Below are 13,148 nucleotides of genomic sequence, written 5' to 3' on the forward strand. Positions count from 1 at the left end.
TAAACTGCAGGTCACGGCCCACATGCAGCTCGATGCGCCGGCTGGCCTCCTCGGCGTCCCAACGCTCGATCGTGTCGGTAATAATCGCTGTGATCTCTACCCCATATTGGCTGACCAGATGTTCGGCCCCGCGGACGATCCAGTTATCGACTTTGTCCCGTAATTCCGCGTCGTCTCGTAGCGATTCGCCGATACTCACCACCGCGTCGGTGACACGAGTACGCAGTGCGCTGGACGGGTCGTCGACCCCTTCGAGCACCAGCCGCTTGAGTGTCGTCCAGGCCGTCGCCGCGGCGTTGGTGACTTCCTCGCGCGACATCAGCTGCTCTTTGACCGCCTCGGCCCGCGCGATGGTCGCGTCGTCGTGCTGCAGATCGTCGGCGAATTCGAAGAGGAAACGGGTCGCCGACCGTCGCAGCTCGTGTTCCGGATTCCGGCGAACCTTGTCTGTGAAGTCCATCAACTCGCGGTGGATGCGGTCGCCGACGAGATGGTCGATGAATCGCGGAGACCAGGTCGGCGAATCCCGCTCGATCACCCGCTGGATCACCTCTCCGGCGTTCAGCGACCACTGAAAGGCCCGGTCGGCCAGCAGTTGAATCAGAGCCTCCTGCCGGTTCTCGGCGAGCAGCGTAGACAGCACCCGTCCCACCGGAGGGCCCCACTGCGGCTCGGCGATGCGCCGCACGATCATCCGGTCGATCACCTGCTGGACGTCGTCGTCGCGCAGCAGTTCCACCAGCACCCGCAGTACGGTGGCCGACTCGGCAGCTACCCGCTCGGCGTGCGACGTTTCCGAGAGCCACTTGCCGAGCCGGCTCGGGATCTGCGCGTCGCGGATCTTGGTGCCGACCACCTCCGGCGAGAGGAAGTTCTCCCGCACGAAGGTGCCGAGGCCCTCGCCGAGCTGGTCCTTCTTGCGCTTGATGATCGCGGTGTGCGGGATCGGGATGCCCAACGGGTGCTTGAACAAGGCGGTCACCGCGAACCAGTCCGCGAGCGCACCGACCATGCCGGCCTCCCCGGCGGCTCCGACGTAGCCGACCCAGGCCTCGGTGAAGCCGGCGGACTGGGCCCACCGGCAACCAAGGAACACCCCGGTGGCGCCGATCAGAAAACTCAACGCCACGACCTTCATCCGCCGCAGTCCCTGCCGGCGCTCGGCATCGGCTTGTGGGTCTGCCCCGGCGAATGACTCCGCCAGAGAAGCGGGTTTGGTCTGCGGCCCGGGCGGCAGCCTGGAGGGGTCCGCCTGCGCCGTCGGCGGGCGCTGCGGATCGGCCCGGTGTTTGGGTCCCGGAGCGGGTCCCCCGTTCAGTCCGACTGCCACCCCACCATCATCCGCTATCGAAATGGCCGCTCGGTGACGACGCCGGTCGCCGGATCTGCGCGAGAGCCGGCCAGTTTTCCGAGGTAACAGTTACCGCCTCGCAGGCACAACGCTGTTGTCTGAGGTCCAGGCGAGAAATCCTTGAAATTTAGCCGTACTATCGAGAATAACGAGTGAATAGGAACCCGCGATAGTGGCACAGCAGGTGCCGGCCGGATTGGCAAAAACAGACGGCCGGAAGCGACGATGGCACCAGCACAAGGTGGAACGCCGCAACGAGTTGATCGACGGGACCATCGAAGCCATTCGGCGCCGCGGCCAGTACGTCAGCATGGACGAGATCGCCGGCGAGATCGGCGTCTCCAAGACCGTGCTCTACCGCTACTTCGTCGACAAGAACGACCTGACGACCGCCGTGATGATGCGGTTCGCGCAAATCACGCTGATCCCCAACATGGCCAAGGCGCTGTCGACGAACCTGGACGGCTTCGAGCTGACCCGCGAAGTCATCCGGGTCTACGTCGAGACCGTCGCGAACGAACCGGAGCCCTACCGGTTCGTGATGGCCAACAACTCCGCCGGTAAGAACAAGGTCGTCGCCGATTCCGAGCGCATCATCGCCCGCATGCTGGCGGTGATGCTGCGCCGTCGCATGCGCCCGGAGGGCATGGATCTCGGCGGTGTGGAGCCGTGGGCCTACATGATCGTCGGCGGCGTTCAGCTGGCTACCCACTCCTGGTTGCTGGACCCGAGAATGAGCGCCGACGAGCTGATCGACTACCTGACCATGCTGAGTTGGAGCGCGCTGTGCGGGATCGCCGAGGTCGCCGGCTCGTTGGAGAAATTCCGCGGCCAACCGCACCCCTCGCCGATAGTGCCGCCGTTGCACAGCTAGCGGACTACGTTGGCGCCCATGACTGATGTCAGGGCGCGTTCGCGCATCAGCTCCTGGGCGTACGCCCTGCGCACTACCAATCCGCCGCCGGACGGGCCGGTCGACTTCGTCACCCGGTGGCTCGTCATCACCCGCGCCGCGGTGCTGCCGATGACGTTGTTCGCCGGTCTGCTCGCAGCGCTGCTGGCGGTCGGGCAGCCCGGATTGGATTGGCGCTGGCTCACTCTCGCGATCATCGGAATCTTGTTGGCGCACACCGTCAATAACCTGATGAACGATCTGTTCGACACTCAGACCGGTCTGGACAGCAACACCTATCCGCGCGCGCTCTATGCCCCGCATCCGGTGCTGTCGGGTTTGGTCAGCCGCCGCACCCTGCTTGTCGCGATCGGACTGGTGAACCTGGCCGATCTGGTGATTCTGATCGTGCTGACCTGGGCGCGCGGCTGGCCCGTGATCGCGTTCGCCTTGTCCGGCTTCATCCTCAGCGTCGCTTACACGGCGCCGCCGGTGCGGCTGAAGAAGCGCGGGCTCGGTGAACCCGATGTATTTGTGGTGTGGGGCCCGCTGATGGTCTGCGGCACCTACTACTCGGCGGTCGGCCATGTCGGCTGGACCGTGCTGTTGGCGTCGCTGCCTTACGGGCTGCTCTGCACGACGGTGTTGATGGGCAAGCACATCGACAAGATCCCCTACGACGAGCCGCTGGGCATTCACACGCTGCCGGTGATTTTCGGCGAGGCGCGGGCGCGCGCCGTGACGCTGGCGATGATGGTCGGCTTCTACTTGCTGGTGGTCGCGGCGGTGCTGGCCAAGGCGATGCCGTGGCCAGCCCTGATTGTCGTGCTGGCGCTGCCGCGGCTGGTCAAGGAGTGGCCATACTTCCGTCGGCCGCCGCCCGATGAGCCGCCGGCCAATTTCCCGGTGTGGCCGCTGTGGTACGCGGCGTTGGCCTGGGTGCACGTGCGCCTGGCCGGCGCCTTGCTGGTGCTGGGCCTGGCGATAGCCGCGCTACTACAGTCCGGTTTACTCCACTATTTCGGCGACTTCTCGCACGTGTATTGGCAGATGTCGGGTAGCCCTGGGCGCTAGCTCTTCACCAGGGTGAACTGGCCGACCTCGGAGACGTTGCGCTGGAAGAAATCGGAACAGCCGATCAGGTAGCGCATGTATCGGTCGTAGACCTCCTCAGAGGTCACCGCGATGGCCTCGTCGCGGGCGGCTTCCAGTTCCTTCGACCAGGTATCGAGGGTCCGGACGTAGTGGGCGGTCATCTTCTGCGTTCGCTCAACCGAAAAACCTGCGTTGGTCGAGTATTCGATGACATCGTCGTCGCTTGGCACCGCGCCGCCGGGAAAGATCTCCGCCGCGATGAACCGCATGAACTTCAGATCGCTCATGGTGATCGGGATGCCCATCTCCGGCCAACGCTTGAGCGGGTGCCCCATGATCGTCTGCAATACCATGCGGCCGTCGCTCGGCATGATGCGGTAGCACAGGTCGAAGAAGGCCTTGTAGCGCGATTTGGGGAACGCCTCGAATGCTTCGATGCTGACGATGCGGTCGACCGGCTCGTCGAACTCCTCCCAGCCGCGCAGCAGCACGCGCCGCGAGCGATCGGTGTCGACTGAATCGAGAATCTCCTGGCCCAAAGCGCGCTGGTTCTTGCTCAACGTCAGCCCGACCACGTTCACGTCGTACTTTTCGATCGCGCGCTTCATCACCGACGCCCAACCGCAGCCGACGTCGAGCAGCGTCATGCCGGACTTCAGGTCGAGCTTGCCGAGTGCGAGGTCGATCTTGGCGATCTGCGCCTCTTCCAGCGTCATGTCATCGCGTTCGTAGTACGCACAGCTGTACGTGCGCGTCGGATCTTGGAACAGGCCGAAGAATTCGTTGGAGGTGTCGTAGTGGGCCTGGACGTCCTCATAGGCGGGCCGCAGTTTCGACGAGCCCTCCGACCCGCTTTCCGTCATCTGAGATTGGCCTTTCAAAATGACCCGTCTTCGGGTCGCCAGGTTCGTATGCTGCGAACGATCTGTATAACGCACTTTGGTCAATCCGGCTACGCAGGAGCTTTTTCGCAGGTGAATTGAACGACGTCGGTGTAGCCCTCGCGGAACAGGTCGGCACAACCGGTCAGGTATTTCAGGAAGCGCTCGTAGATCTCCTCGGACGTGACCGCGATGGCCTCGTCCTTCTTCGCTTCCAGATTGCTGGCCCAGGTGTCTAGCGTGCGGGCGTAATGCGGACGCAGCGGTTGCTTCTTGGTCACCGTGTACCCCGCCTTGGTCGCACTGTCTTCGACCTGCGCGGCCAGCGGCAGACGACCGCCGGGATAGATCTCGTCCATGATGAATTTGATGAACCGCACCCGCGACATCGTCAACGGCAGCTGCCGCTCTTTGATCTCCTCATCGCTTGGAATGATAATCGTGTGCAGCATCATCACGCCGTCATCAGGCATCAAATTGAGCGTCTTTTTGAAGTAGTCGTCGTATTTGTTGAAGCCGAAGTGTTCGAAAGCGCCAATTGACACCACCCGATCGACCGGCTCGTCGAAGTCCTCCCACGGCTGCAGACGGACTTCCATGTTGCGTTTGCTGGTCGAGTTCGCGAACCAGTGATCCTCGATGTGCTGCTTCTGGTTTTCCGACAGCGTCAATCCAATGACGTTGACGTCGTACTTTTCCACCGCCCGCATGATCGTCGAACCCCACCCGCAGCCGATGTCGAGCAGCGTCATGCCCGGCTTCAGGCCGAGCTTGCCGAGGGACAGGTCGACCTTGGCGCGCTGCGCCTGCTCGAGCGTGTAGTCGTCCTTCTCGAAGTAGGCACAGCTATACGTCTGGGACGGGTCCTGCCAGAGCCGGAAGAAGTCATTGGAGATGTCGTAGTGGAACTGGACTTCCTTCTTGTCCGAGCCGCGAGTCTGCGACGCGGACTTGGACAGCCACTTGGATTGGGCACTGGGCGTTGCGCTAGAGGTATCTGACACCGTTTGTCCTGAATCGGAATGAGTTATTGCAAGGGACTGCGCCGGTCTGCTCGACACGGAAATGAGGTTACGCCCCACCCCCGAGGAGCAAGAGTAACCGCTGACGCAAGTCTAATGTGTCGGCGGTATCTTCCGAAAACCGGAGGGATCGCGGCAGCGCAACCAGCGGACCCTAGTAGGAGTAGAAACCCTTGCCGGATTTCTTGCCGAGCTGACCGGCCTCGACCATGCGTTGCAGCAGCGGCGGCGGGGCGTAATGCGCGTCCTTGAGCTCGTCGTACATCGCGTCGGCGATCAACTTCATGGTGTCCAGACCGATCAGGTCGGAAAGCCGCAACGGACCCATCGGATGCGACAGTCCGGCAACGACGGCGGTGTCGACGTCTTCCACCGACGCGGCACCCGACTCGACCATCCGGATGGCCGACAGTAGGTAGGGCACCAGCAACGCGTTGACAACGAAGCCAGAACGGTCGCCGCAGCGCACCACCTTCTTGCCGAGCACATCGCTCGCGAAGTGTTCAACGCGCGCCACAGCATCGTCGGTGGTGACCAGCGTGCTGATCAACTCGACGAGCGGTAGCACCGGAACCGGATTGAAGAAGTGCAGACCCAGCACGCGGCCCGGATTCTTCGTCGCCGCAGCGATTTTCATGATCGGGATGCTCGAGGTGTTGGAGGCGAGCACGGCGTCCGGATCGGTGATGACCTCGTCGAGTTCAGCGAAGACCTTCGCCTTGACGGCCTCGTTCTCGACGATCGCCTCGATGGTCAGTTGACGGTCGGCGAGCTCGGACAGCTTGGTGGTGTAGCGCAGCCGCGCCAGCGTCGCGTCGCGCTCGTCGGCGGGCAGCTTGCCCTTGCTGACGGCCCGCTCCAGCGACGCCTCGATCCGGGCCTTGCCCGCGGCGGCCAGCTCCTCGGTGGGCTCGAAGACCACCACGTCGGCGCCGGCCTTTGCCGATACCTCGGCGATGCCCGCGCCCATCTGCCCGGCACCGACCACGCCGACCCGCTCAATCGCATTGCTCACTGTCGAAGTTGTCCTCTCAATATGCGTCAGGCCCCGCCCAGGGTTTCCGGGCGGGGCCTGCGCTGTCAAGCCGATTGCTTTTGGCTACGGCCTGGGCTTAGTTGGCTCAGCTCAGTGGAACTGACCTTCTTCGGTCGAGCCCGCGAGCGCGGTGGTCGACGACGTCGGGTCCACAGTGGTCGCGATCCGGTCGAAGTAACCGGCGCCGACCTCGCGCTGGTGCTTGGTGGCGGTGTAACCCCGCTCCTCGGCGGCGAACTCGCGCTCCTGCAGCTCGACGTAGGCGCTCATCTGGTTGCGGGCGTAGCCGTAGGCCAGATCGAACATCGAGTAGTTCAGCGCGTGGAAGCCGGCCAGCGTGATGAACTGGAACTTGAAGCCCATCGCGCCGAGTTCCTTCTGGAACCGCGAGATCGTCGAGTCGTCCAGGTGCTTGCGCCAGTTGAACGACGGCGAGCAGTTGTAGGCCAGCAGCTGGTCGGGGAACTCGCTCTTGACGCCCTCGGCGAACTTGCGGGCCAGGTCGAGGTCCGGGGTGCCGGTCTCCATCCAGATCAGGTCGGAGTACGGCGCGTATGCCTTGGCGCGGGCGATGCAGGGCTCGAGGCCGTTCTTCACCCGGTAGAAGCCTTCGGCGGTGCGCTCACCGGTGACGAACGGACGGTCGCGCTCGTCGACGTCGGAGGTGATCAGCGTGGCGGCCTCGGCGTCGGTGCGGGCGATGACCACGGTCGGCACGTCAGCCACGTCGGCGGCCAGGCGGGCAGACGTCAGGGTGCGGATGTGCTGCTGGGTCGGGATCAGCACCTTGCCGCCCAGGTGGCCACACTTCTTCTCCGAGGCCAGCTGGTCCTCCCAGTGCGAGCCCGCGACACCAGCCGCGATCATCGCTTTCTGCAGCTCGTAGACGTTGAGCGCGCCACCGAAGCCGGCCTCACCGTCGGCGACGATCGGGGCCAGCCAGTTCTCGATGGAGGTGTCGCCCTCGACCTTGGCGATCTGGTCGGCGCGCAGCAGTGCGTTGTTGATCCGGCGGACCACCTGCGGCACCGAGTTGGCCGGGTAGAGGCTCTGGTCGGGGTAGGTGTGGCCGGACAGGTTCGCGTCGCCGGCGACCTGCCAACCGGACAGGTAGATGGCCTTCAGGCCGGCACGAACCTGCTGGACGGCCATGTTGCCGGTCAGTGCGCCGAGCGCGTTAACGAATTCGAGGTCGTGCAACTGGCTCCACAGCACCTCGGCGCCACGGCGGGCCAGAGTGGACTCCTCGACGACCGAACCCTGCAACGCCACCACGTCGGCGGGGGTGTAGGTCCGGGTAATGCCCTTCCAGCGTGGGTTGGTGTCCCAATCCTTCTGGATCTGCTCGGGGCTCTTCGGCGTGCCAACGCTCGACATAGCACTGCTCCTCAAAAGTTGGTGATCTGAGGACCCTGAATTTCCAGGCTTGCTAAGGCCCCCAGCATCGTTGCTGATTTGCTAACACGAAGATGGCACAGGTCAGCAGCGCTGGTCCACTCATTTTCGTGCCAATTTTGGCTAGGGATCAGGCGTTTTTTGCAAATTTTGCAAAGATGCTCGCGAACTGAAACGGTTCAGTTTCTACCAGCCGGTAACTTAAATCCGCAGGTCAGAACCGGCGTTTGCATAACGCTCGTACGGTTAAAGGGGGAAGATCGCCGCGAGTGCTTTGGTCTCGTCGCCGACGGCATATGTGAGCGTTCTAACAGTGCGATCGGCCAGGTTCTCGCCGAAGCGATCGGTCGCGCCGGGCGGGTAGACGTGCGAGATGATCTCCAACTTGTCACTCAGTGCCACCGCGGCGTCGTGCTCGATGGTCACCCGCAGCGGCGCCTTCAGCAGCTCCGGGTACGACGCGAGGTAGTCCTCGACGACGCTCCAGTACACAGAGTTGTTCATGTGGTCGAAAAAGTCGATGTCTGTGAATCGAACGGGAAACTCGTGGATCTCCGCGGCGTCCTCGCGACTGCCGGCCTTCAAATATGCCCTCCACCGCAGCCGGTCGACGTCGGTGGTCTTACGCAGGCCGTCGAGAAAGTCGTCGGAGATGCGTGCCGGCGTCTGGGTGTCCCGGTTGAAGTTGATCCAAAACGCCTCGGACTCCAGCAAGCCGCCCTTGCGACCGTCGATGCGGACCCGCATGTCACACCACCGGTTCGAGGTGCCAGAACACCACCGCCGCATTCGCAACATGTCGCCGAACTCGATGGGACGGATCAGGTCGATCATGGTCCGTCGCACAATCCAGAGCGGATGAGTTTCCTCGAACCCCATCTCGCGCAACTGATCCTGGCCGATGTCCACGATGTGGCGAGCCGCGGCATCGAAGCGAAGCCGGCCTTCGCGGTCGATATCGGCGACGCGCAGCGGCCACTCCCGGTCGAAGACGTCGGGATGCCCGTCGGGCACCGGCATCATCACTTTGTCCAAGCTCACGGTTTCACTCCCCGCTGCTTCTCACGCTGGGCCTTCGGTCTGCGCAACACGACATAACTCCGTGGCTGGTAGCTGGCCTAGCTTAGGTCCCCCAAGCCAGAATGATGCCAAACGACCTTGCTGTGGTGCCAATCCGCGAGGCTGTGCAAATCTTGCTAACCCAGTCTTCGCAACGCGGGTACGCTGGCCCGATGGCCAAGACATTCGTTGGCTCGCGCGTCCGGCAGCTACGCGGCGAGCGCGGAATCAGCCAGGCGGCGCTGGCGCAAATGCTCGACATCTCGCCCAGCTATCTCAACCAGATCGAGCACGACGTGCGGCCGCTGACGGTCGCGGTGCTACTGCGAATCACCGAGGTGTTCGGCGTCGACGCGACGTTCTTCGCCTCGCAGGACGACACCCGGCTGCTTGCCGAGCTACGCGAGGTCACGCTCGACCACGACCTCGGCGTCGAGGTAGACCAGTCCGAGCTGGCCGACGTCGTGAGCTCGCACCCGGCGTTGGCGCGGGCTCTGGTCAACCTGCACCGGCGGTACCGGCTCACGACCACACAGCTGGCGGCCGCCACCGAGGACCGCTTCTCCGACGGGAGCGGCAGCGGGTCGATCACCATGCCACACGAAGAGGTGCGCGACTACTTCTACGAGCGGCAGAACTACCTGCACGAGCTGGACACGGCGGCCGAGGAGCTCACGGTGCGGATGCGCATGCACCGCGCCGATCTGGTTCGCGACCTGTCCGACCGGCTGACGTCGGTGCACGATGTCCGGATCAAGCGAATCGATCTGGGCGACAACGTCCTTCACCGCTTCGACCCGGAGACTCGGACGCTGGAGATCGGCGGACACCTGCCGTCGGGTCAGTATGCGTTCAAGCTCGCCGCGGAGTTGGCCTACCTGGAACATGGGGCGCTGATCGACGGTCTGGTCGATGAGGGCGGCTTCACCAGCGACGAGTCCCGCAAGCTGGCCCGGCTTGGGCTGGCCAACTACTTCGCTGCCGCGACGGTGCTGCCGTACCGACAGTTCCACCAAATCGCCGAGAACTTCCGATACGACGTCGAGCGGCTGTCGGCGTTTTACGCGGTGAGCTACGAGACCATCGCCCACCGGCTGTCCACGCTGCAGCGGCCGTCGATGCGCGGCGTGCCTTTGTCGTTCGTGCGCGTCGACCGCGCCGGCAACATGTCGAAACGCCAGTCCGCCACCGGTTTTCACTTCTCGTCGGCGGGCGGCACCTGCCCGCTGTGGAACGTCTACGAGACGTTCGCCAACCCGGGCAAGATCTTGGTTCAGATCGCTCAGATGCCGGACGGACGTAGTTACATGTGGGTGGCCCGCACCGTCGAACGGCGCGCATCACGGTATGGTCAGCCCGGGAAAACCTTCGCGATCGGGCTGGGCTGCGAACTCCGGCATGCCCACCGGCTCGTCTACTCGGAAGGACTGGACTTGTCGGGCAACATCGCCACACCGATCGGCGCGGGCTGCCGGGTCTGCGAGCGCGACAACTGCCCGCAGCGAGCGTTCCCCGCGCTGGGGCGGGCACTCGATCTCGACGAGCACCGCAGCACCGTGTCGCCGTACTTGGTGAAGCACCCATGACCGATCCCGCCGGCGACGATGCAGAGCGCAGCGATGCGGTGGGGGCACCTCCCGCTTGCGGGGGAAAGCGGCCGATGAGCCAGCACAGTGGTCGCATCCCGGCAGGTGGCTTCCGTGAACTCGGCCCGATCAATTGGGTTTTGGCGAAGTCGGCGGCCCGCACCGTGCGCGCACCCAAGATGCACTTGTTCGCCACGCTGGGTCAGCACAAGCGGCTGTTCCTGTCGATGATGCCGTATTCCGCCGTGCTGCTACGCGGCCGATTACCGCTGGTCGACACCGAGCTGGTGATCCTGCGCGTCGCGCACCTGCGCGATTCGGAATACGAGCTGCAGCACCACCGCTGGATGGGACGCCGTCGCGGACTCGACGATCGCACGCAGGAGCTGATCTTCGCCTGGCCGAACGCCGCGGGCAACGCCGAAGAACTCACTGACCGGCAACAGACGCTGCTACGCGCCACCGATGAGTTCATCCTCAACCGCTCGATCAGCACCGAGGTGTGGCAGCAGCTGTCCCATCACCTCGACCGGCGTCAGCTCATCGAATTCTGCTTACTGGCGGGGCAATACGACTGCCTGGCAGCGACCATGTCGGCCCTGGAGATCCCGCTGGACCACCCGGGCGATCACAGATAGGTGTCGGCCAGCACCAACACTGTCAGCAGGACCGGCAGAACCGGCAACCCGAATGCGAACGCCGCCAGGGTTAGATTTCCCCGCGCCCGCACCCGCCGAGCCCACAGCGCCGCGCCCAGCGCAAAAACCGCCGACACCGCCAGCACGATCGGACCCCACACACCCGCCGTCGTCAGGAAGTCCCCGATCGAGAAAGCCACCAGCCACAGCACGTAACCGGCCAGCACACCGCCGAGCGCGGCCCAAACCGATTCCGCTCGCACCGCTCTGGACCTGGCCATCGGCGTCAGAAGTTGATCATGTGGCCGGTCAGGCCGTGGAAGCATTCCTGCAACGCCTCCGACATCGTCGGGTGGGTATGGACGTTGCGCGCCAACTCGTTTGCGGTCAGGTCCCACTTCTGCGCCAACGTCAGCTCAGGCAGCAACTCGGCCACATCGTGGCCGACCAGGTGCCCGCCCAGCAGTTCGAGGTGCTTGGCATCAGCGACCAGCTTCACGAAGCCACTCGGGTCGCCGACACCGTGCGCTTTGGCGTTGGCCGTGAACGGGAACTTGGCCACCACGACGTCATAGCCCTCGTCGCGGGCCTGCTGCTCAGTGAGTCCGAAGCTCGCCACGTTCGGCTGACAGAACGTCGCGCGTGGCAGCATGCGGTAGTCACCGAGAGCCAAAGTCTCTGCGCCGCCGATGGTTTCGGCTGCCACCACGCCCTGTGCCTCGGCGACGTGAGCCAATTGCAGCAATCCGGTGACATCGCCGATGGCGTAGATGTGGTCGACGTTGGTGAGCATGTAGTCGGTGACCCCGATCGCCTTGCGATCAGTCAGCGCGACGCCGGCCGCATCAAGTCCGAAGCCTTCGACGTTGGGCGCAAAACCAATGGCCTGCAAGACTTTCGCAGCCTTGAGCTCTTCGGTTTTGCCGTCTTTGCTGACGGTCACCGTGACGACCGAGCCGTCGTCGGCGATCGACTCGACCTTCGTGCCGGTGAGGATCTTGACGCCGAGCTTCTTGAACTGCTTCTCGATTTCCCTGGAGGCATCGATGTCTTCGTTGGGCAGCGCGCGCGGCAGGAACTCGACGATGGTCACGTCGACGCCGTAGTTCTTCAGCACATAGCCGAACTCGATGCCGATGGCCCCGGCGCCGGCGATGATGATCGACTCGGGCAGCTCGCGGGACAGGATCAGTTCTTCATACGTGACAACGTTGTTCGACAACGAGGTACCGGGAACCAGACGGGTGCTGCTGCCGGTGGCGATGATGACGTTGTCGAAGGTGACGGTTTCGGTGCCGCCCTCGTTGAGTTCGACGGCCAGCGTGTGGGGGTCGGTGAACCTGCCGTAGCCGTGGATCTCGGTGATCTTGTTCTTCTTCATCAAGAAATGCACGCCGGCCACCCGGCCGTCGGCCACCTTGCGGCTCCTGTCGAACGCCACCCCGTAGTCGAAGGTCACCTCGCCGCTGATGCCGAAGGCCGCGGCTTCCTTGTTGAAGATGTGCGCGAGTTCGGCATTGCGCAGCAGCGCCTTGGACGGGATGCAGCCGACGTTGAGGCAGACTCCGCCCCAGTATTTCGGTTCGACGATCGCGGTGTTCAGTCCAAGCTGCGCGGCGCGGATGGCCGCGACGTATCCACCAGGTCCGGCTCCGAGGACGACAACGTCATAGTGGGTCACGGCACCTACCCTAATCGCCTGACTCTGCCCATCAGGCGGCCAGCCATTCATCGATCTTGTCGTCGAAGCGCTCGGCGACATGCAGGCTGCGCCCCGGCGCATCACTGAGCCAGCCGCGGGCGATGAACACGCTGGTGATGGCGGCGGGTAGCGCCCCGGCCAGGTGGATACGACGGTCAGTCCAGTCCACGCAGGAGCGGGCGAACACCCGCCGACTGGCCCGAAGGGCGGCCAGGTCGATGTCCAGCCGTTCGACCAGATGTTGCCCGCGGTCGGTGAGCTCATGGTCGCGGTCGTCGAGGCGACGGATCGCTCCGACGGCCAGCAGCCGGTCGCGCAGTTGCACGCCGCGGCGTCCGGCCAGGTGGTCGTAACAGGTGCGGGCCTCCGACAGCGCGCAAGCGGCCTGCTGATCCCCAACGGACACCGGGGCCGGCGGCGCAATCTCTGCGATGGCCTCCAACACCGTGGCCACTTCCGGGTCGACGATCTCGTGGTAGCGGTGCCGGCCC

Annotated in this window: 12 protein-coding genes and 1 pseudogene; 4 read left to right on the forward strand and 9 right to left on the reverse strand. The window is 64.2% G+C overall.

The features are described from left to right. Nucleotides 1–1,237: DUF445 domain-containing protein (locus WAN02_RS13980; protein WP_422264802.1), on the reverse strand; the 1,237-nt coding region annotated here is incomplete at its 3' end. Nucleotides 1,238–1,523: 286 nt separating this feature from the next. Between WAN02_RS13980 and WAN02_RS13985 the strand changes: the two genes are divergently transcribed. Then, nucleotides 1,524–2,225, forward strand: a complete 702-nt coding sequence (locus WAN02_RS13985; protein WP_422264792.1) for a TetR/AcrR family transcriptional regulator — start codon at nt 1,524–1,526, stop codon at nt 2,223–2,225. An 18-nt stretch (nt 2,226–2,243) separates the two neighbouring features. After that, complete coding sequence (locus WAN02_RS13990; RefSeq protein WP_422264793.1) at nt 2,244–3,317, forward strand: prenyltransferase; 1,074 nt, start codon at nt 2,244–2,246, stop codon at nt 3,315–3,317. On the opposite strand, the gene WAN02_RS13995 is transcribed toward WAN02_RS13990, so the two are convergent. The 5 genes from WAN02_RS13995 to WAN02_RS14015 form a co-directional block, all read right to left on the reverse strand. Then, a complete protein-coding gene (locus tag WAN02_RS13995) occupies nt 3,314–4,201 on the reverse strand; it encodes a cyclopropane mycolic acid synthase family methyltransferase (protein WP_422264794.1) in 888 nt (295 codons plus the stop codon). The genes WAN02_RS13990 and WAN02_RS13995 overlap by 4 nt on opposite strands. Before the next feature lie 89 nt (nt 4,202–4,290). Next, a complete protein-coding gene (locus tag WAN02_RS14000) occupies nt 4,291–5,223 on the reverse strand; it encodes a cyclopropane mycolic acid synthase family methyltransferase (RefSeq protein ID WP_422264795.1) in 933 nt (310 codons plus the stop codon). Between the two features lie 172 nt (nt 5,224–5,395). Beyond that, nucleotides 5,396–6,256: a 3-hydroxybutyryl-CoA dehydrogenase gene (locus WAN02_RS14005; RefSeq protein ID WP_422264796.1), complete on the reverse strand. Its 861-nt coding sequence runs from the start codon at nt 6,254–6,256 to the stop codon at nt 5,396–5,398. Nucleotides 6,257–6,367: 111 nt separating this feature from the next. Continuing rightward, on the reverse strand, nt 6,368–7,654 hold the full coding sequence (aceA, locus tag WAN02_RS14010) for an isocitrate lyase (protein ID WP_422264797.1): 1,287 nt from the start codon (nt 7,652–7,654) through the stop codon (nt 6,368–6,370). Between the two features lie 264 nt (nt 7,655–7,918). Continuing rightward, complete coding sequence (locus tag WAN02_RS14015) at nt 7,919–8,713, reverse strand: acyl-ACP thioesterase domain-containing protein (protein WP_422264798.1); 795 nt, start codon at nt 8,711–8,713, stop codon at nt 7,919–7,921. 191 nt (nt 8,714–8,904) lie between these two features. Here WAN02_RS14015 and ramB point away from each other — a divergent pair, with 191 nt between their 5' ends. Beyond that, complete coding sequence (ramB, locus tag WAN02_RS14020) at nt 8,905–10,317, forward strand: acetate metabolism transcriptional regulator RamB (protein ID WP_422264799.1); 1,413 nt, start codon at nt 8,905–8,907, stop codon at nt 10,315–10,317. Nucleotides 10,318–10,391: 74 nt separating this feature from the next. Next, a complete protein-coding gene (locus WAN02_RS14025) occupies nt 10,392–10,955 on the forward strand; it encodes a carboxymuconolactone decarboxylase family protein (RefSeq protein WP_422264803.1) in 564 nt (187 codons plus the stop codon). On the opposite strand, the gene WAN02_RS14030 is transcribed toward WAN02_RS14025, so the two are convergent. The 3 genes and pseudogenes from WAN02_RS14030 to WAN02_RS14040 form a co-directional block, all read right to left on the reverse strand. Further along, nucleotides 10,946–11,236: a hypothetical protein gene (locus WAN02_RS14030; protein ID WP_422264800.1), complete on the reverse strand. Its 291-nt coding sequence runs from the start codon at nt 11,234–11,236 to the stop codon at nt 10,946–10,948. The genes WAN02_RS14025 and WAN02_RS14030 overlap by 10 nt on opposite strands. 5 nt (nt 11,237–11,241) lie before the next feature. Continuing rightward, entirely contained in the window at nt 11,242–12,636 is a 1,395-nt protein-coding gene (lpdA, locus tag WAN02_RS14035) for a dihydrolipoyl dehydrogenase (RefSeq protein ID WP_422264801.1), read from the reverse strand. A gap of 31 nt (nt 12,637–12,667) precedes the next feature. Beyond that, nucleotides 12,668–13,148 (reverse strand): annotated as a pseudogene (locus WAN02_RS14040) (hypothetical protein); the annotation flags it as partial.

The sequence above is a fragment of the Mycobacterium sp. genome, assembly GCF_049281135.1.
Lineage (GTDB): Bacteria > Actinomycetota > Actinomycetes > Mycobacteriales > Mycobacteriaceae > Mycobacterium.

What these genes read in the sequence shown, in the direction of transcription:
- ramB (WP_422264799.1), top strand. Translation starts at nt 8,905, where the DNA reads ATGGCCAAGACATTCGTTGGCTCGCGCGTCCGGCAGCTACGCGGCGAG.
- WAN02_RS13990 (WP_422264793.1), top strand. Translation starts at nt 2,244, where the DNA reads ATGACTGATGTCAGGGCGCGTTCGCGCATCAGCTCCTGGGCGTACGCC.
- WAN02_RS13995 (WP_422264794.1), bottom strand. Translation starts at nt 4,201, where the DNA reads ATGACGGAAAGCGGGTCGGAGGGCTCGTCGAAACTGCGGCCCGCCTAT.
- WAN02_RS14025 (WP_422264803.1), top strand. Translation starts at nt 10,392, where the DNA reads ATGAGCCAGCACAGTGGTCGCATCCCGGCAGGTGGCTTCCGTGAACTC.
- aceA (WP_422264797.1), bottom strand. Translation starts at nt 7,654, where the DNA reads ATGTCGAGCGTTGGCACGCCGAAGAGCCCCGAGCAGATCCAGAAGGAT.
- WAN02_RS14030 (WP_422264800.1), bottom strand. Translation starts at nt 11,236, where the DNA reads ATGGCCAGGTCCAGAGCGGTGCGAGCGGAATCGGTTTGGGCCGCGCTC.